The organism is Nonomuraea sp. KM88 (assembly GCF_052245635.1).
Classification (GTDB): Bacteria; Actinomycetota; Actinomycetes; order Streptosporangiales; family Streptosporangiaceae; genus Nonomuraea.
This window is the reverse complement of record NZ_JBQQCC010000001.1, coordinates 430,025-447,204: the sequence shown is the minus strand read 5'-3', so window position 1 is coordinate 447,204 and position 17,180 is coordinate 430,025. Positions and strand designations below refer to the sequence as shown.

The window sequence follows — 17,180 nt, the reverse complement described above, 5'->3', positions numbered from 1 at the left end:
GAGGGATCGCCTCAGGGCAGCAGCGTGTAGTGCGGGAAGTTGCCCGGCAGGCGTTCGTTGTCGGGGCCGCTCGTGGCGGCGCGCACCAGCAGGTCGCCGCCGACGAACGCGCCGCGCCACGACGCGCCGAGCCCGCCGAACAGCTCCTCGCGGTCGCCGCGCGAGCGCGGTTTGTTGTGGCCCACCTTGAACGCCCGCACCTCGGGGGCGAGGCGGTGGAAGGTCTCCTCGTCGTCGCAGGAAAGGGTGGCGACGAGCGCGCCGTTGCTGGCGTTCATGGCGGCCAGCAGCTCGGCCTCCGTGTCCACCAGGACGATCGTGTCGACGGGGCCGAACGGCTCGGCGTGGTGCAGGGGTGAGGAGGGGGGCGGGTTGAGGACCGCGGTCGGAGCAAAGTAGGCGGAAATATCCTGCCCCGGGAGGAAGTGTCCGGACTCGATGGCCGCGCGGTGGATCGGCACGCCGCCCCGCGCCACGGCCTCGTCCACCTGGTCGGCCAGCTCCTTGGCCTTCGAGGCGTTGATCAGCGGGCCGAAGGCCAGCTCCGGCAGCGGGTCGTCCGGCTCGGCGACCGCGAGCGGGTGGCCGAAGCGCAGCGACCCCACAGCGGACACGTACGCGCCCAGGAACTCGTGGAACGCCGACCGCTGCACCACGAACCGCGGATAGGCCGTGCACCGCTGCTTACCGTAGTCGAACGACGCCCGGATCTGCCTCGTGAGCAGGTCCCAGTCGCCGTACTCCCACACGCCCCAGCAGTTCAGCCCCTCCTGCTCCAGCACGTGCCGGCGCCCGAGGTCGGCCAGCGAGGTCGCCACCTTGGCGCCCGCGTCCCTGCCGCCCACGAACGACACGCAGCCCAGCGCGCGCCCCGCCACCAGCGCGGGCGACAGCTCGGCCCCTCCCCCGCTGACCAGCGTGAACGGCAGCCCTTCCCGCACGGCCAGCGCGCAGGCCAGCGTGAGGCAGCACAGCCCGCCGTCCGTGGGCGTCTTGGCGATCACCGCGTTGCCGGCCAGCGCCTGCACGAGCATGGCGTGCATGAGCACGCTCATCGGATAGTTCCAGCTCGCGATGTTGCTGACCGGTCCCGGCAGCGGCGTGCGTCCCGCCACCATGCGGTCGATCTCGTCGAGATACCAGCGCACGCCGTCCAGACAGCGGTCCACGTCGGCGCAGGCCGTCTTCCACGGCTTGCCGATCTCCCAGACCAGCAGCAGGGCCAGCAGGTCGCGGTGGGCGGCCATGGACTCCACGGCCGCCGCGACCATCGCCTTGCGCTCGGCCATCGGCAGGTACCGCCACCGGTTGTGCTCCTCGACGGCGCCGGCCACCGCCCGCGCGGCCCCGGCCCGGTCGAGCCGGGGCAGCCCGGCGATGGCCGTGCCGTCCAGCGGCGAGAACCCCGGCACGGGGCGCCCGTCGCGGCGCCACATGCCACCCCAGTGGTTCAGCACGCGGTCGTCGTGGAAGGCCTCGGGAGCCGCCGTGTGGCATCGGTCGTAGGCGTCCCGCCAGGCCGTACCCGGCTTGAGCTGCATGAGCGCTCCTCTCAGTCGGACCAGTCGGCGGTGATGAGCTCGGGCAGCGGCTCGAACTCCTTGACCGCGTCGAGCGAGGGACCCATGGCGGCGTTGGCCTCGCGTTCGACCATCACCTCCACCAGCACCGGCAGCCGCTCGCGCGCCGACTCGGCCGACGCCCACGCCAGCGCGCCGGGCAGGTCACCCGGCAGCTCCACGCGGCGCGCCGGGCAGCCGAACGCCTCCATGGCCTTGACATGGTCGATGCCGCCTTCCCCGTAGTGCAGGTCCACGGCGAAGTTCATGTCGTACGGGATCTCCGCCTGCCGGATGAGCCCGAGGTACTCGTTGTTGATCATCACGATAACGAACGGGATGCGGTACTGGGCGGCGACCGCGACCTCCTCCATCAGGAACTGGAAGGAGTAGTCGCCGACCACGGCCACCACCTGCCGCTCGGGATGCGCGCACTTGACGCCCATGGCCGCGGGCACCTCCCAGCCCAGCGGCCCCGCCTGCCCGCAGACCAGGTAGCGCCGCGGCAGGTAGGTCGTCTGGAACTGGCCCGACCAGATCTGGTAGAGCCCGATGGCGGTGACGAACGTGGTGTCCCTGCCGAAATACTCGTTGATCTCCTTGAACACCCTGGGCGGCTTGATCGGCACGTCGTCGAAGTCGTCGCGGCGGGTCATCGTACGGCGCAGGTCGGACACCTTGCGCACCCACTTGCCCGGCTCCTTCGGCCCGCTCCGCCCGCGCGCCTCTGCCAGCAGGTCGGCGAGCACCGGCTTGGCGTGGCCGACGATCCCCAGGTCGGGCTCGAAGACCCGGCCGATCTGCATGGGCTCGATGTCGACGTGCACGAACTTGCGTCCCCGGCGGTAGACGTCGAGGTCGCCGGTGTGCCGGTCGCCGAAACGAGCGCCGACGGCCAGCACCAGGTCGCTGTCCAGGAACGCGGCGTTGCCCCACCGCGTCTGCGTCTGGATGCCCGGCATCCCGGCGAACAGCGGGTGGTCCTCGGGGAAGGCGCCCTTGCCCATGAGCGTCACCTGCACCGGCACCTGGAGGTGCTCGGCCAGCGCGCGCAGCTCGCCGCAGGCGTCGGCGATGATCACGCCGCCGCCGGCCAGGATGACGGGTCGCCTGGCCTCCGCCAGGAGGTCCATGGCCTTGCGCACGGCCTTCGGCAGCGGGCGCGGCGCCTCGACGGGCAGCGGCGCGTCCACGTCGCGGTCGTACAGGCAGGTGCCGCGCTGGACGTCGATCGGCAGGTCGATGAGCACCGGCCCCGGCCGGCCCGACCTGGCGATCCTGAACGCCTCGCGGAACACCCACGGCGCCTGGGCGGGCTCCTTGAGCTGCACCGCCCACTTGGTCACCGGACGGGCGATCTCCACGATGTCGACCGCCTGGAACGCCTCCTGGTGCAGCTTCGACGTGGCGGCCTGGCCGGTGACACAGATCATCGGGATCGAGTCGGCCATCGCCGTGTAGAGACCGGTGATCATGTTGGTGCCGGCGGGGCCGGACGTGCCGATGCAGACGCCGGCGTTCCCCGTCACCCTGGCCCAGCCGTCGGCCGCGTGGGTACCGCCCTCCTCGTGGCGTACCGTGATGTGCCGGATCGAGCTGTTCTGGAGCGCCGCGTAGAGCGGCAGGATGGCCGCGCCGGGGATGCCGAAGACGGTGTCCACGCCCTCCGACTCCAGCACCGCGACCACGGCCTCCATGCACGGAATTCGATTCATCCGTTCAGCCTTTCGATCACTTTGAGCAGGGCGGAGTGGTCGAGCGAGCCGTGGCCCTGCGCCCTGGCCGCCGCTATGAGCTGGGCGACCTGCCCCGTGAGCGGCAGGCTGACCCCGGCCTCGCGGGCCGCGGCGACGGCGATGCCCATGTCCTTGTGGTGCAGGTCGATGCGGAACCCCGGGGCGAACTCCCGCTTGACCATGGTGTGGCGCTTGAGCTCGAGGATCCTGGAGCCCGCCAGGCCGGCCGCGAGCACGTCCAGGCCGGCGGCCGGGTCGACGCCTGAGGCCTCCAGCAGCACGATGGCCTCCGACACGAGCCCGTACACGCCGCCGACGACGAGCTGGTTGGCCGCTTTGACGGTCTGGCCCGCGCCCGCGGGGCCGACGTGCACCACGGACGTGCCGAGGCTGCCGAGCACCGGCCCGGCCGCCGCGACGTCCTCGGCTTCGCCGCCCACCATGATCGACAGGGTGCCGTCGATCGCGCCGCGCTCGCCACCGCTGACCGGGGCGTCCAGCGCCCGTACCCCGGCGGCCGCCGCCTGGCGCGCCACCCGGCGGGAGGTCTCCGGCTTGATGGTGCTCATGTCGACGTAGAGCAGGTTCGGCTTGCCGTACTCGACGACCAGCGGCGCGACCTCCTCCACCTGCGGCGAGTCGGGCAGCATGGTGATCACGACGTCCGCGCCGGCGACCGCGTCGACCACGCCGGTCGCGCCCTTGCCGCCCAGCCCGGCGAGCTGCTCGACCCGCTCGGCGCTGATGTCGTACCCGGTCACGGCGTGCCCGGCCTTGACGAGGTTGGCGGCCATGGGGCTGCCCATGATCCCCAAGCCGATGAAGCCGATGTTCATGTGCGCCTCCAGTCGAATGCGCCCGGCCCCTCGTGCCGGTACTCCAGGCCGACGTGGCCGCGGTAGCCGGCGGCCTCCAGCCGCGCGAAGATCTCCCGGTACGGCATGCGCCCGCTGCCCGGACGTCCCCTTCCTGGGTCGTCGGCGATCTGCACGTGGCCGAAGCGTTCCGCGTGCCCGTCGATGAGCGCGAGCACGTCCTCGCCCATCCGGTGCAGGTGGTAGAGGTCGGCCAGGAAGGCCACGTTGTCCCTGCCGACCTCGTCGATCAGCTCGAACGCCGCCTGCGACGACGTGATCGGATAGTTCGGGTTCTCGTGGGAGTTGAGGGCTTCGACGACCACGGTCGCGCCGATGTCCGCCGCCGCGTCCGCGGCCCTCCTCAGGTTCGCCACGGCCAGGTCCCTGTCGGTGCCGGGGCCGTTGCCGTACAGGGCGTTGAGCACCCCGCAGCCCAGCTCGCCCGCCAGCCGGACCGTGACGTCGACGTTCGCCTGGAACCTCGCCGAGTCGCCGGGCCTGGCCAGCAGGCCGCGATCGCCCGCCGCCATGTTCCCGGCGTCGAAGTTGAGCCCCGTGAGGCGCACCCCCGCGTCCTCGACGGCCTGCCGCAGCGCCGCCAGTTCCGCGCCCGCGGGGTCGGGGCCGTCGAACGGCCACCACATCTCCACGGCGTCGAACCCCGCCTTGGCCGCCGCGGCCGGACGCTCCAGCAGCGGCAGGTCCGTGAACAGGATGGACAGGTTGACGGTGAATCTCACGAAGACCCTCCCTCGCGCGTGGCGCGGAGGAGGCGGGCCGTCTCCGAGGGGGTGCGGCCGACGCGGACGCCGACGGCCTCCAGGGCCTCCTTCTTGGCCTGGGCCGTGCCGGACGAGCCGGACACGATCGCGCCCGCGTGCCCCATGGTCTTGCCCTCCGGCGCGGTGAAGCCGGCGACGTAGGCGACCACGGGTTTGGTGACGTTCGCGGCGATGTAGGCGGCGGCCCGCTCCTCGGCGTCGCCGCCGATCTCGCCGATCATGACGATGGCGTCGGTGCCCGGGTCCTCCTCGAACGCCTGGAGGCAGTCGATGTGGGTGGTGCCGATGACCGGGTCGCCGCCGATGCCGACAGCGGTGGAGAAGCCGAGGTCGCGCAGCTCGTACATCAGCTGGTACGTCAGCGTGCCCGACTTGGAGACCAGCCCGATGCGCCCGGCGGAGGTGATGTCGGCGGGGATGATGCCGGCGGAGGACTGGCCGGGGCTGATCAGGCCGGGGCAGTTGGGCCCGATGATCCTGGTGCGGCCGCTCGCCAGCGCGCGGAAGCGTACGGCGTCGTGCACGGGGACGCCCTCGGTGATGACCACGCAGAGCGGGATGCCCGCCTCGACGGCCTCCTCCACGGCCGAGCCGGTGAACCGGGGCGGCACGAAGACCACGGAGACGTCGGCCCCCGTCTCGGCCATCGCCTCGCCCACGGAGCCGAACACGGGCACCGTCCGCTCGCCGAAGTCCACCGAGCGCCCGCCCTTGCCGGGTGTCACCCCGGCCACGATGTCGGTGCCCGCGGCGAGCATGCGGGCCGTGTGCCTGCTGCCCTCGGCGCCCGTCATGCCCTGCACGAGCACCCGGCTGTCCTTGGTCAGAAAGATCGCCATCATGCACCTGCCGCGAGTCTGGCCGCCGTCTCGGCGGCGCCGTCCATGGTCGAGACCTGGCGGACGGCCGGGTGCCTGGCGTCGCTCAGGATGCGCCGGCCCACCTCGGCGTTGTTGCCGTCCAGCCGTACGACGATGGGCCTGCCGTGGCCGCGTTCGCCGAGAAGTTCGAGTGCGGTGACGATGCCGTTCGCCACCGCGTCGCAGGCGGTGATGCCGCCGAAGACGTTGACCAGCACCGAGCGCACGCCGGGGTCGTCAAGGATGATCTCCAGCCCGTCGGCCATGACCTTGGCGGACGCGCCGCCGCCGATGTCCAGGAAGTTGGCGGGGGCGGCTCCCGCTCCGGCGACCACGTCGAGCGTGCTCATGACCAGGCCGGCGCCGTTGCCGATCACGCCGACCTCGCCGTCGAGCTTGACGTAGTTCAGTCCCTTGGCCCGGGCGCGGGCCTCCAGGCCGTCCGCGTGTTCCTCCTGCTCCCAGGAGTGCCGGAAGGCGGAGTTGTCGTCCAGGGTCACCTTGCCGTCGAGCGCCACGATCCGCTGGTCGGTGGTGCAGATCAGCGGGTTCACCTCGACCAGCAGGGCGTCCTCCGCGACCAGCACCCGCCACAGCTTCTCCAGCGTCTCGGCCGCCTGCTCGGGCAGGCCCGCCTTGGCGGCGAGCGCCCGCGCGGTCTCGGCGTCCACTCCGGACACCGGGTCGACGGGGAGCTTCACCAGCGCGTCGGGGTCGGTGGCGGCGAGCTCTTCGATCTCCATGCCGCCCTGGCTCGACACCATGGCCAGGAACCCGCCCTCGGCCCGGTCGACCAGGAAGGCCGCGTAGTACTCCTCGAACGGCACGGTCGCGGTCTCGACCAGCACGCTGCGCGCGACGTGCCCCTTGATGTCCATGCCGAGGACGCGGTCGGCCTCCACTTCCGCGGTGACCGGCCCCGCCGCGGTCCTGATGCCGCCCGCCTTGCCGCGTCCGCCGGTCTTGACCTGGGCCTTGATGACAACGGGCGCGTTCAGCTCGGCCGCGATCGCGCCGGCCTGCGCGGGGGTGGTGGCGACCCTGCCGGCGGGGACCGGGATCCCGTGACGCCCGAAGAGCTCCTTCGCCTGGTATTCGTACAGGTCCATTCGAGCCTCCTTTGTAGACGGTATACCGTATGGAATATCCCTCGTCTAGGGTCTCGACAGGGCTCCGTCGACTGGATATTCCATACAGTATGGAGAATGCAGTTCGAGACTGGCGTGGCCGCTCGTACCTTCCCGGGCCCGTCCCCGCCGACCACAAGCGCATGTTCTGGCTGTCCTGGGCCGCCATGGCCGCGATCAGCCCGCTGCAGTACGGCTACGCCGCGCTGCTCGCCCAGAAGGAGCTGACCCTGCTGGCCGTCTGGATCGCCTGCCAGGCGGCGGGCGCGCTGCCCGCTCTTCACCTGGTGCGGCGCGGGCGCCTCAGCGTACGCGCGAGCCTGGCGCTCGGAGCCGCGCTGAGCGGGCTCGGCCTCGTCGCGGCGGCCCTCACGGTCGCGGCGCCGCCGGCCGAAGGCGCCGCCGCCGCGCTCGCGGGCGGCGCCCCGGGCTCCGTGAGCCTGGCCGCTCTCACCGGCTACGGACTGCTCGGCGGGCTGGGCGCGGGCCTGGTCTACGGCGTCTGCGGCGAGGTCGTCTCCTCCTGGTTCCCGGAACGGCCCGCCGCCCGCGTCGGCCTGATCACCGGCGCCTTCGGGTACGGGGCTGTGCCCCTGCTGCTCTGGGCCGGCATCGCTCCCGGCGCCACGCAGGCCGCCTTCATCACCGCCGCGGCCGTCGCGGTGGCGGTCATCGGGGCGGCCGCCCGCCACCTGCGACTCCCCCCGGCCCTGTGGTGGCCCGACGACGTCGACCCGCGCACGCACGCCCTCGACGCGGCACGGTTGCGCGTCACCCCGGAGGCGGCCAAGCAGTTCCTGCTCGCCCAGGCTCTGCGCACGCGGACGCTGCCCGCTCTCGCCCTGATCCTGACCTGCGCGGGCGCCGTGTCGGTCTTCGACGTGATCGTGGTCGCGGGCACGGGGACGTGGGGCGCCGTGGCCCTCATGGTGGCGCTGAACGGGGCCAGCAGGTCGGTGGCCATGCGCTGCTCGGAGCTGTTCGGCCGCAGGCGGGTGCTGGCCGCCGTGCTGGGCGCGCTCGCGGTCGGCCAGGTGCTGCTGGCCGCCGGCGGCGCGCACGTCGGCGGCTCGCCGGCGCAGGCGACCGTCAGCGCCGGCCTGCTCTGGCTCGGCGCGATCGCGGCCGGGCTGGGCGGTGGCGCCTTCTACCCGCTGCTCGCCAGCCTGGTGCGCGAGTTCTTCGGCACCGAGCGCGCCGGCGAGATCCACGCCGTCATCTACAGCGCCAAGGCGCTGGCGGGCGTCGGCGCCGTGGCCCTGGCCATGGCTGCACTGACCGCTCCGGGCGCCGCGCTGCTGACCGCCGCCACCCTGGCCGCGCTGCCCGCGCTGGCCGCGCCCCGCCTGCGCATCCCCGGCCTGCCCGCGACGATACCGCTGTGATGAGACTCACGACCATGGACAATCGTTGGCCGGTATGCTGTAGGCAGTCGACCAAAAACTTTTAGCTCAGCCCTGGAGACGTGCCCATGTTGCTGTCGGATCAGGCCGGTCAGACGGCGGCCGCGAAGATTCCCCGTCCCGCCACGCTCCGGGAGAGCGTGATAGAGGCTATCCAAGAGCTCATCGTCTCGGGCCAGCTCAAGCCCGGCCAGCACCTCGTCGAGAGCGAGCTGGCCGAGCTGCTCGGGGTCTCCCGGCAGCCGGTCCGCGAGGCGCTGCAGCAGCTCAGCGGCGAGGGCTGGGTCGACCTGCATCCCGGCCAGGGGGCGTTCGTGCACGTCCCGACGCTTGAGGAGGCCGACCAGCTGCTGGCCGTCCGCACGCTGCTCGAGACCGAGTCGGCCCGGCTGGCCGCCGTGCACGCCGGCGAGGACGGCGTGAAACGGCTGCGCGCGCTGTGCTCCCGCGGCATCGCCGCGGTGCAGTCGGACGACGTCGACGCGGCCGTCGCCACCAACTCCGAGCTGCACGCCCTGGTGACCGATCTGTCGGGCAACAAGGTCCTCGCAGAGCTGGCCGCCCAGGTGGCCAGGCGCGTGCGGTGGTATCACACGCCGGTGGCCCGCCAGCGCGGCATGGCCTCGTGGGACGAGCACACCTCGCTGATCGACGCCATCGAGGCGGGCGACGAGGACCGCGCCGCCAAGATCATGCGTGACCACACGGAGCACACCCGCGCCTCCTACATGGAGCAGCGGGAGAACGAGCCCGTGGAGCCCGCGCCCAAGCCGGTGCGGCGGCGGCGCCCGCGCACGCCGGCCGCGAGCTGACGGCGCGCGAAGATCCGCGCGGGGTGACCCGCGCGCAGGCCCGCACGGGCTGACCGCGCGCCAGAACCCGCGCGGGTCTGACCCGCGCGGAGCGTCCAGAACGACCTGCTCGGACCCGCCGCGGGCTGACCTGCGGGGATGGCCCGCGGGGTGATCTGACGTTCACAGAAGACGACATGCTGCGTAACACCTCGGGCAGAGGATGCGTAGCAAAGATGGGAGGTGCATGACCGTGAAGGCGCTGATCCGCTTTCTCCTGGGTGATCCCGCGGGCCATTCCGCCGATGGCCGGGTGATCGGCCTCGGCCTCAGCACGGCGCTCAGGAAGCACTACTCCGCCGACGACGCGGAGCGCTACCTGCGCCAGTGGACCGCAGAGCACGACGTACGCAAGAGCCCTCGATGCTGAGTGCGTCGCCTGAACGTCGGTGAGTCGCCGGGGCGGTTGAGCTCCACACCCAGCTCGGCGAAGTGACGTGCAGGCACCTTTCGCCGCGGACATGCCGCTGAGCCGGCAGGGCCGTCGCCCCCCGCGCGCTTTCGGCCTCAGGTCCGGGCTCCAGCAACGTACGACGACCCGTCGGCGTCCGGCCACAGGGAACCCACGGGTCTCGGCTGTTCCGAAACCAGTCTCCCGCCGGACATAGCCGACGCCGGCCGCGCTAGGGGACGAGGGAGACGCGGCCGGCCAGAGCGCCCGGTCGCGCGCCCTCGCCACCCAGCACCGTCTCCACCCGCTCCGGCTCGTCCAACCGGAGGGCGATCCCGCCGGGAACCTCGCCGACCAGAATCACGCGAAGGCCGCCACCATTGGCGACGCCACACCTGTGGCCAGATCAAGCCTGTGCGCCGTCCCCGTGAACACCACCCGGCAGCGGCCGACGGTGATGACGGAGCACGTTTCCCATGGCCAGGACCCTCTTGCCCGTGTCGAGCGTCGTCACTCGTGGCCGACATCACCCAGCTAACGGTCCTTTCGTTCCATTAAGCCTGCTACAGTTGGTCTCACCTTAACGGAACAAATGAACCGTTAGCTTGTGATGGGATGATCATGACCTCCTTCAAGCGAAGTCCTCGTACCAGGCTGCTGGTCCCGCTGGCGGCGACAGCGGTGCTGTCGACCGGCGCGGGATGCGCAAGCGCACCGCCCCCCGCATCGGCCGCCACCTCAGCTTGGGCCGCCGGCTGGATCGCCTCGCCGCAACGACCGAGTATCGGCTTCGAGCCGAACTGGTCCGAGGAAGGCTTCTCCAACCAGAGCGTTCGGCAGGTCGTCAGAACAACCGCCGGCGGCAGGAGCGTTCGCATCCGCCTGTCGAACCTCTACGGCACCTCACCACTGCGCGTCACCGGTGCCACCGTCGCACGAGCAGAAGAAGGCGCGTCCGTCAAGGCCGGCTCCGTACGGCATCTCAGGTTCGGGCGATCGACGTCGCTGACCATCCCGGCGCGCGGCCAGGCAGCCAGCGATCCGCTGCCTTTCGACGTCAGCGCCATGGATTCGCTGACCGTCACGTTGTACTTCGCGGGGACCACCGGTCCCGCCAGTTTCCACTCCCAGGCATATGCCACCAGTTACCGCGCCGCTGGCGACCACCGCACCGATCCGTCCGGGTCCGCGTTCACGCAGAGCACGCATTCGTGGTACTACCTCTCCGGACTCGATGTGACCGGCGGCGAGCAGGGACGCGGCTCCGTCGTCACATTCGGCGACTCCATCACCGATGGTTTCGGCTCCACCAACGACGCCAACAACCGCTTCTCGGACGAACTGGCCGAGGTCTTCGACGCCTCAGGCAAGCCGCGGCCCGTACTCAACGCAGGCATCGGCGGAAACCTGGTGCTCAACGACTCCTCCTGGTATGGAGAGAAGTCGTCGGCTCGGTTCGATCGTGACGTGCTCGATCAGCCTGGGGTGGACACGGTCGTCATTCTGGAGGGCATCAACGACATCGGCTTCAGCGAGTCGGACACGCCTACCTACAAGCCGAACCCTGTCATTCCGGCACGCGAGCTGATCGCGGGACACCAGCGCCTCATCAAGAAGGCACACGCCAAGGGCATCAAGGTGATCGGCGCGACCCTGCTGCCCTTCAAGGGCTCGGATCACTGGGGAGATCACGCGGCGACCGCCAGCAACGAGCTCAACCGGTGGATCCGCACGTCCGGCGAGTACGACGCCGTGGTCGACCTCGACCGAACGATGGCCTCGCCGTCCGACCCGGATCTGCTCGATCCCGCCTACGACAGCGGTGACAAGCTGCATCCCAACGATGCCGGCTACCGGGCCATGGCTCAGGCAGTGGCCGCCGTGCTGCGGCCCTCGAAAGGCGCTGACGACCGGGGCTGACCGGCTGGCGGAACCCCGTCCCGCGACGGCGGGACGAACGGCGACCACCGCGGCCCACGGCCGAAGGCCAGGTCATGATGCGGGGCGGGACAGACGCTCGCGCGTGCTTTCCTTCAGTATGACGAGGAAGGCGCTCACGAGCGCATCGGGGACGGTACGCGCGTAGGCGGTGAGCTCCCGGCGCACACCCGGTGACGGCCTGAGGGCGTAGCCCTCGTACCCGTCCGGCACAATGTTGGCGGGAACCAGGGCGGGCCCGAGGCCGGCGGCCGCGAGGATGGGCGCGGACGCGGTTTGTTCGGTCCGTACGGCGATGCTGGGCTGGAACGCGGCTCTCGCGCACGCCAGGTTCAGGACATCGGCAAGGCCGTTGTCGGGCGCGTAGTGCACCCAGCGGCGGTCACGTAGCTCCGCGAGATCCACCTCTGTGGCGTGACGGACGGCGAGGGGGTCGCCACGCGAGACCGCGATGACGAAATCTTCGATGCCCAGCGTGTGTATCGGCCCCGTCCAGTCTGGCGGACGAGGCCCGATGGCCAGGTCTGCCTGCCCTCCCGTCATGGCCTTCGTCAGCTCATCCGAATGCCGGTGCTCGTAGAGGCGGACATCGACGTCCGGGTGGCGCCGGCTCCACAGACGCAGGGCAGCAGGCAGCAGGCCGAGACTGATCGAATAGGTGGTCGCGAGCCTGAGCTCTCCGCCGGCCAGCCCCACCGATTGCCTGGCGGCGGAGAGAGCGTTGGCCGCGTCCGTGAGGACCGCCCGGGCGTGCGGCAGGAAAGCGCGTCCGGCCGGGGTGAGATGCGCACCACGTGATGCTCGTTCCAGCAGCGCGGCTCCGACGGACCGCTCAAGTGCCTGTATCTGATGGGACAGCGCGGGCTGTGTGACGTGCAGCAGCGCGGCTGCGCGCGTGAAGGAGCCCTCGTCCACGACGGTGACCAGGTATTCGATCTGACGCAGGCTTACCATGAACAGATTTTATCGGATCTATGAAAGATATGAGTTCGACTTATAGACGTGGCTGCAACGAGACTCTTTCAACAGCCGACTCTCTCGGAAGGAGACCCACTGTGACATTCCTGGATAACCTCGCGCTCGCGGGAGCCGTCGTAGGGACGGACTTCAGCGACTGGCCGGCGAGCCTCCGAGACGAGTTCCAGGCCAACGCTCACAACGGCCATGTCGGTGGGCTGCTGCTTCACGAATCCGAGCGAGTGCGCGTCTGGCAGATCAGGCTCGCCCCCGGCGAGCGGCTGCCGGCGCACCGGCACGTACTCGACTACTTCTGGACGGCGCTGACCGATGGACGCAGCCGCCAGCACACCCACGACGGCACCACGCGCGAAGTCTCCTACCGCCGCGGCGAAACCCGGGAGTACGTCTTCTGCGCCGGCGAATACCTGCTGCACGACCTGGAGAACATCGGCGGCGACGACCTGGCCTTCATCACAGTAGAACAAGTCCGCAGCGCGAACCCCCCGCTCCCGCTCAGCTGACGACGGCACCACGGCAAAGGCACGGCCCCATGGCAATCACCGACCCAGACGCGACCACCTACGTACGGCCACGCAATGCCCTGACGCCCCGCCAGGTCGGCTTCGCGGCCATGATCGGGAACGCAATAGAACTCTACGACTTCATCCTGTACTCCTTCATCGCGGCCAGTGTGTTCGGCCCGCTGTTCTTTCCCAGCTTCGAGCCGTGGCTCGGCACCCTGGCCGCGTTCTCGGGACACGCTGTGGCCTTCCTCATCCGGCCGCTGGGCGCGACGGTGTTCGGCCGCATGGGCGACCGGCTCGGCCGCAGACCCGCGCTGCTGGCGTCACTGGCCATCATGGGCGTGGCGACGGTCGGCATCGGGCTTCTCCCGACCTATGCCGCGATCGGCGCGGCCGCCCCCATCATCCTGGTAGCGCTCCGGATGCTCCAAGGACTGGCCGTGGGCGGCGAGTATCCCGGCGCGGTCGTCGTCGCCGTTGAGCACGCGCCTCCCAGGCTCGCCACGCTCTACGGCGCCTTCCCCCAGATCGGAAACATGATCGGCATCCTCTCCGCCGGCGCATCGATGCTGATCGTCAACCTGGTGGTCGGACAGACCACCTGGCAGGCCTGGGGCTGGCGAGTGCCGTTCCTGCTCAGCGGAGTCCTGGTCGTCTTCGGGCTTCTCCTGCGCAGCCGGCTTTCCGAGACACCGGAATTCGTCGAGGCGTCGAGCAAAGTGGCCACGCAACGCCGCGCCGCCTCCGGACAGTTCAGCACGCTCCTGCGCCGGGCACGGCGGCCGTTGCTGATCTGCGTGCTGATGTGGATCGGACCGGTCACCTTCGGCTACGCGTTCCTCACCAGCCTGCTGGCATACGTCGGAAAGTACCAACCGGAACTGTCCGCCGCGGACGTGCAGCTCGGACTGGTGCTGACCGGCTTGGCCCTGGTCGTTCTCGTGGCGATCAGCGGCAGATACGGCGACGCATGGGGCCGCGAGCGCATCGTGATCATCTCAGGCGTGCTGACGATGGCGTGGGCCATACCGTCCTACCTGCTGATCGGCACAGGCGACCGATACGCGCTGTGGCTGGCCATGATCGTCGGCGCCGTCTCATACGGGATCTTCGGTGGGGTGGCGCCGACCATGATGTCGCACCTGTTCCCGGTCGAGGTGCGCTACGTCGGCGTTGCGACCGTGATCGCGATCAGCGCGCTGGTAGGCGGCGGCTTGTTGCCGCTGCCCACCCTGGCCGCCGTAGGCGGTCTGGGCGGATCGCCCGTGCCGATGATGACGATGATGGGCCTGTCCGGTCTCGCCACCACGATCGGCGGCGTTCTGCTGCACCGCAATCGCGTCGCCCTTCGTGCGACGCGCTGAGCCCGTCGAGACACCATGCCTCTGGATCCGCAAGCTGCCGCTCTCCTGGACAGCACAGCCAGGAACCGGGCCCCCACTGGCCGCATGACAGTCACCGGCGCCCGCACCGGCATCTTGAAGTACCTCGAGTTGCAGGGCGAGCCGGAGCCCGTGGCCCACGTCCGAGACGTGACCATCCCCGGGCCGGCTTCCGCGCTGCCGGCCCGGGTCCACTATCCGCACGGCAAGCCCCCGTACCCGTGCCTCGTCCACTTCCACGGGGGCGGCTGGGTCAGCGGCGACCCCGAGATATACGACCGGCCTTCGCGCAGGCTGGCGAACGCCACAGGCTGCGCCGTCATCACTGTCGGCTACCGCAAGGCTCCGGAGAACCGCTTTCCCGCGGCACTCGACGACTGCCACGCGGCCGTGTCGTGGATCGCCGAGAACGCCACCGACCTGCAGATCGACTCGAAGCGGATCGGTGTCTCCGGCGACAGCGCCGGCGGCAACCTGGCCACAGCGACATGCCTGCGCGTCCGCGACGCAGGCGGACCCGCCATCAGCCTGCAGATCCTCATCTATCCAGCCACCGACGCGGCCTGCGCGACCGCCTCCCACCAGACGTACGCGCAAGGCTACGGGCTGGAAAGCCGCACCATGCGATGGAACTGGGCCCAGTACCTGGGACCCCACGACCCGGCGGACCACTACGCCTCACCGCTGCGGGCCCGCCTCGACGGGCTGCCGCCGGCACTCGTGATGACCGCCGAGTACGACCCGCTGCGCGACGAAGGCGAACTGTACGCCGCACGCCTGGCCACAGCCGGGACGACGGTCACGCACACCCGCTACGACGGAATGATCCACGCCTTCTACCTGGCCGGTCGTGCTGTTCAGCGCACCGACACCCTCTACACCCGGATCGGCGACGTGACGCGCAGGCACCTTCTGCCGTAACCAGCCATCACCATTGGAACAGGAGAACACCCGAATGAGCACCCAGCGCAAGGTCGCCCTCGTCGTCGGCGCCCAGGGCGTGATCGGCCGTAACCTGGTCGACCACCTGGCCACCTTCGACGACTGGGAGGTGATCGGCCTATCCCGCCGTTCCGCGCCGGACAGCGACCGCCTCCGAAACATCTCCGTCGACCTGCTCGACCCGGAGGACTGCACCAAGAAGCTCTCCGGCCTGAACGAGGTCACCCACATCTTCTACACCGCCTACCAGGAACGGCCGACCTGGGCCGAACTCGTCCCGCCGAACCTCGCGATGCTCGTCAACGTCGTCGACGCCGTCGAGCCCTTCGCACACGACCTCGCTCACATCAGCCTGATGCAGGGCTACAAGGTGTACGGTGCCCACCTCGGACCGTTCAAGACGCCGGCCCGCGAATCGGACCCGCACCACATGCCGCCGGAGTTCAACGTCGACCAGCAGGAGTTCCTGGAGCGGCGGCAGCGGGGCAAGTCCTGGACATGGTCGGCGATCCGCCCGTCCGTCGTGTGCGGCTTCGCCCTCGGCAATCCCATGAATCTGGCCATGGTGATCGCCGTCTACGGCTCCATCGCCAAGGAGCTCGGCGTGCCCATGCGCTTCCCCGGCAAGCCGGGGGCCTACCACAGCCTCCTTGAGATGACCGACGCCGGGCTGCTCGCCAAGGCAACCGTCTGGGCAGCGACCGATCCCCGATGCGCGAACCAGGCGTTCAACATCAACAACGGCGATCTGTTCCGCTGGGACGACATGTGGCCGAAGATCGCCCAATTCTTCGATCTGGAAGTCGCCAGCCCGCTTCCCATGTCGCTGGCGACCGTCATGGCCGACAAGGCGCCGCTCTGGGAGGAGATGACGCGCAAGTACGGCCTGGAGCCGCACACCTACGAAGAGCTGTCATCGTGGGGGTTCGGCGACTTCGTGTTCTCCTGGGACTACGACATGTTCGCCGACGGCACCAAGGCCCGGCGCTTCGGCTTCCACGACTTCGTCGACACCGAGGAGATGTTCCTCAACATCCTGTCCGGCATGCGCGAACGCCGCATCATCCCCTGAGCCGATGGAGCCGCTCCACCGAACTGTGCGTTCGGTGGAGCGAGACGGTGTTCAGGGCATGTCGCGGCGACACCAGCAAGCCACGTCCTTAACGGGTCATTGGTGCCGATAGCATCGGCGTGATGCTGACATGTCGAGGAGCTCCATGAATCAGGATTCCCGCTCGGCAGGGACGGTGCGTCCTGGCGGTCGCACAGCCAGAGTGCGTGCCGCGGTGCTCGAGGCAACCCAGGACGAGCTGATGGAACGCGGCTTCCATGGATTGGTCATGGATCACGTGGCGTCACGAGCAGGCGTGGGCAAAACCACCTTGTACCGTCGCTGGGGAACAACCGCAGGTCTCGTGACTGATCTGATGAGGGAACTCGCCGAGCAGTCGGCTCCGCACGCCAACACGGGAACCATCGAAGGAGACCTTCGCGCTCATGCTGCCAATGTTCTCCACGGCATCACCGACGAGCGCCTGGGCCCGACACTCGAAGCCATGATCACAGCTGCCACCTGCGACGGAGGCGCGGCCGACGCTCTTCGAGCGTTCTATGTCCGTCGCATATCCACGAGTGGGAAGAGTGCGTCGACCTGGCCATCGCGCGCGGCGAGCTTCCGCCGGGCACCGACGGCGAGGAAGTCATCCGGGCCGTCTCCGCGCCCATCTACTATCGCCTGCTGGTCACCCGGGAGGTCATCGATGCGGCTGTCGCCGAGCGGGCGGCTCTGCGCACTCTGGCCGCCGCCCGCGCGGGGGCGTTCGTCGGACCAAACACGTGAGATGGATGTCCCGAGCTGCCGGAACGGC

The 17,180-nt window shown here is 70.1% G+C and carries 17 protein-coding genes and 1 pseudogene; 10 read left to right on the top strand and 8 right to left on the bottom strand.

Going from position 1 to position 17,180, the window contains the following annotated elements; all coding sequences use genetic code 11:
- Positions 1 to 11 precede the first annotated feature (11 nt).
- From ACTWPV_RS02115 to sucC, 6 genes are read right to left on the bottom strand one after another with little or no spacing between them, the layout of a single operon-like run.
- Positions 12 to 1,541, bottom strand: a complete 1,530-nt coding sequence (locus tag ACTWPV_RS02115) for an aldehyde dehydrogenase family protein (protein WP_443150351.1) — start codon at positions 1,539 to 1,541, stop codon at positions 12 to 14.
- An 11-nt stretch (positions 1,542 to 1,552) separates the two neighbouring features.
- Positions 1,553 to 3,274 carry a glyoxylate carboligase gene (gcl, locus tag ACTWPV_RS02110; protein WP_443150350.1) on the bottom strand — a complete coding sequence of 574 codons (1,722 nt, stop codon included), beginning with the start codon at positions 3,272 to 3,274 and terminating at the stop codon, positions 1,553 to 1,555.
- Positions 3,271 to 4,131, bottom strand: coding sequence for an NAD(P)-dependent oxidoreductase (locus ACTWPV_RS02105; RefSeq protein WP_443150349.1), 861 nt, complete (start codon positions 4,129 to 4,131; stop codon positions 3,271 to 3,273). The genes gcl and ACTWPV_RS02105 overlap by 4 nt, the downstream gene beginning before the upstream one ends.
- Positions 4,128 to 4,892: a hydroxypyruvate isomerase family protein gene (locus ACTWPV_RS02100; protein ID WP_443150348.1), complete on the bottom strand. Its 765-nt coding sequence runs from the start codon at positions 4,890 to 4,892 to the stop codon at positions 4,128 to 4,130. The genes ACTWPV_RS02105 and ACTWPV_RS02100 overlap by 4 nt, the downstream gene beginning before the upstream one ends.
- A complete protein-coding gene (sucD, locus tag ACTWPV_RS02095) occupies positions 4,889 to 5,773 on the bottom strand; it encodes a succinate--CoA ligase subunit alpha (RefSeq protein ID WP_347641782.1) in 885 nt (294 codons plus the stop codon). The genes ACTWPV_RS02100 and sucD overlap by 4 nt, the downstream gene beginning before the upstream one ends.
- Positions 5,773 to 6,903: an ADP-forming succinate--CoA ligase subunit beta gene (sucC, locus tag ACTWPV_RS02090; protein WP_347641781.1), complete on the bottom strand. Its 1,131-nt coding sequence runs from the start codon at positions 6,901 to 6,903 to the stop codon at positions 5,773 to 5,775. Before sucC ends, sucD begins: the two co-directional genes overlap by 1 nt.
- A gap of 89 nt (positions 6,904 to 6,992) precedes the next feature.
- Here sucC and ACTWPV_RS02085 point away from each other — a divergent pair, with 89 nt between their 5' ends.
- The 3 genes from ACTWPV_RS02085 to ACTWPV_RS02075 all read left to right on the top strand — a co-directional run bounded on the left by ACTWPV_RS02085 (position 6,993) and on the right by ACTWPV_RS02075 (position 9,545).
- Positions 6,993 to 8,306 (top strand): hypothetical protein, encoded by a 1,314-nt coding sequence (locus tag ACTWPV_RS02085; RefSeq protein ID WP_443150347.1) that lies wholly within the window; start codon positions 6,993 to 6,995, stop codon positions 8,304 to 8,306.
- An 86-nt stretch (positions 8,307 to 8,392) separates the two neighbouring features.
- Positions 8,393 to 9,136: a GntR family transcriptional regulator gene (locus ACTWPV_RS02080; protein ID WP_347641779.1), complete on the top strand. Its 744-nt coding sequence runs from the start codon at positions 8,393 to 8,395 to the stop codon at positions 9,134 to 9,136.
- 226 nt (positions 9,137 to 9,362) lie between these two features.
- Positions 9,363 to 9,545 carry a hypothetical protein gene (locus ACTWPV_RS02075; RefSeq protein ID WP_443150346.1) on the top strand — a complete coding sequence of 61 codons (183 nt, stop codon included), beginning with the start codon at positions 9,363 to 9,365 and terminating at the stop codon, positions 9,543 to 9,545.
- A gap of 253 nt (positions 9,546 to 9,798) precedes the next feature.
- Here the strand turns inward: ACTWPV_RS02075 and ACTWPV_RS02070 are convergent, their stop codons facing one another.
- Positions 9,799 to 9,930 carry a hypothetical protein gene (locus ACTWPV_RS02070; RefSeq protein ID WP_443150345.1) on the bottom strand — a complete coding sequence of 44 codons (132 nt, stop codon included), beginning with the start codon at positions 9,928 to 9,930 and terminating at the stop codon, positions 9,799 to 9,801.
- A gap of 251 nt (positions 9,931 to 10,181) precedes the next feature.
- On the opposite strand from ACTWPV_RS02070, the gene ACTWPV_RS02065 reads away from it, so the two are divergent.
- A complete protein-coding gene (locus ACTWPV_RS02065; protein ID WP_443150344.1) occupies positions 10,182 to 11,486 on the top strand; it encodes an SGNH/GDSL hydrolase family protein in 1,305 nt (434 codons plus the stop codon).
- A gap of 72 nt (positions 11,487 to 11,558) precedes the next feature.
- Here ACTWPV_RS02065 and ACTWPV_RS02060 read toward each other — a convergent pair whose 3' ends face one another.
- Positions 11,559 to 12,458: a LysR family transcriptional regulator gene (locus ACTWPV_RS02060; protein ID WP_443150343.1), complete on the bottom strand. Its 900-nt coding sequence runs from the start codon at positions 12,456 to 12,458 to the stop codon at positions 11,559 to 11,561.
- A gap of 101 nt (positions 12,459 to 12,559) precedes the next feature.
- On the opposite strand from ACTWPV_RS02060, the gene ACTWPV_RS02055 reads away from it, so the two are divergent.
- The 6 genes and pseudogenes from ACTWPV_RS02055 (at position 12,560) to ACTWPV_RS02030 (ending at position 17,152) form a co-directional block, all read left to right on the top strand.
- Positions 12,560 to 12,985, top strand: coding sequence for a hypothetical protein (locus tag ACTWPV_RS02055; RefSeq protein ID WP_443150342.1), 426 nt, complete (start codon positions 12,560 to 12,562; stop codon positions 12,983 to 12,985).
- Between the two features lie 29 nt (positions 12,986 to 13,014).
- The gene (locus ACTWPV_RS02050; protein WP_443150341.1) at positions 13,015 to 14,352 is read left to right on the top strand and encodes an MFS transporter; all 1,338 of its coding nucleotides are present in this window, start codon (positions 13,015 to 13,017) and stop codon (positions 14,350 to 14,352) included.
- A gap of 84 nt (positions 14,353 to 14,436) precedes the next feature.
- On the top strand, positions 14,437 to 15,291 hold the full coding sequence (locus ACTWPV_RS02045) for an alpha/beta hydrolase (RefSeq protein ID WP_443150340.1): 855 nt from the start codon (positions 14,437 to 14,439) through the stop codon (positions 15,289 to 15,291).
- 34 nt (positions 15,292 to 15,325) lie between these two features.
- A complete protein-coding gene (locus ACTWPV_RS02040) occupies positions 15,326 to 16,384 on the top strand; it encodes an SDR family oxidoreductase (RefSeq protein ID WP_443150339.1) in 1,059 nt (352 codons plus the stop codon).
- 130 nt (positions 16,385 to 16,514) lie between these two features.
- Positions 16,515 to 16,670: pseudogene (locus ACTWPV_RS02035) on the top strand (TetR family transcriptional regulator); the annotation flags it as partial.
- A 215-nt stretch (positions 16,671 to 16,885) separates the two neighbouring features.
- Positions 16,886 to 17,152 carry a TetR-like C-terminal domain-containing protein gene (locus ACTWPV_RS02030; RefSeq protein ID WP_443150884.1) on the top strand — a complete coding sequence of 89 codons (267 nt, stop codon included), beginning with the start codon at positions 16,886 to 16,888 and terminating at the stop codon, positions 17,150 to 17,152.
- Positions 17,153 to 17,180: the final 28 nt, after the last annotated feature.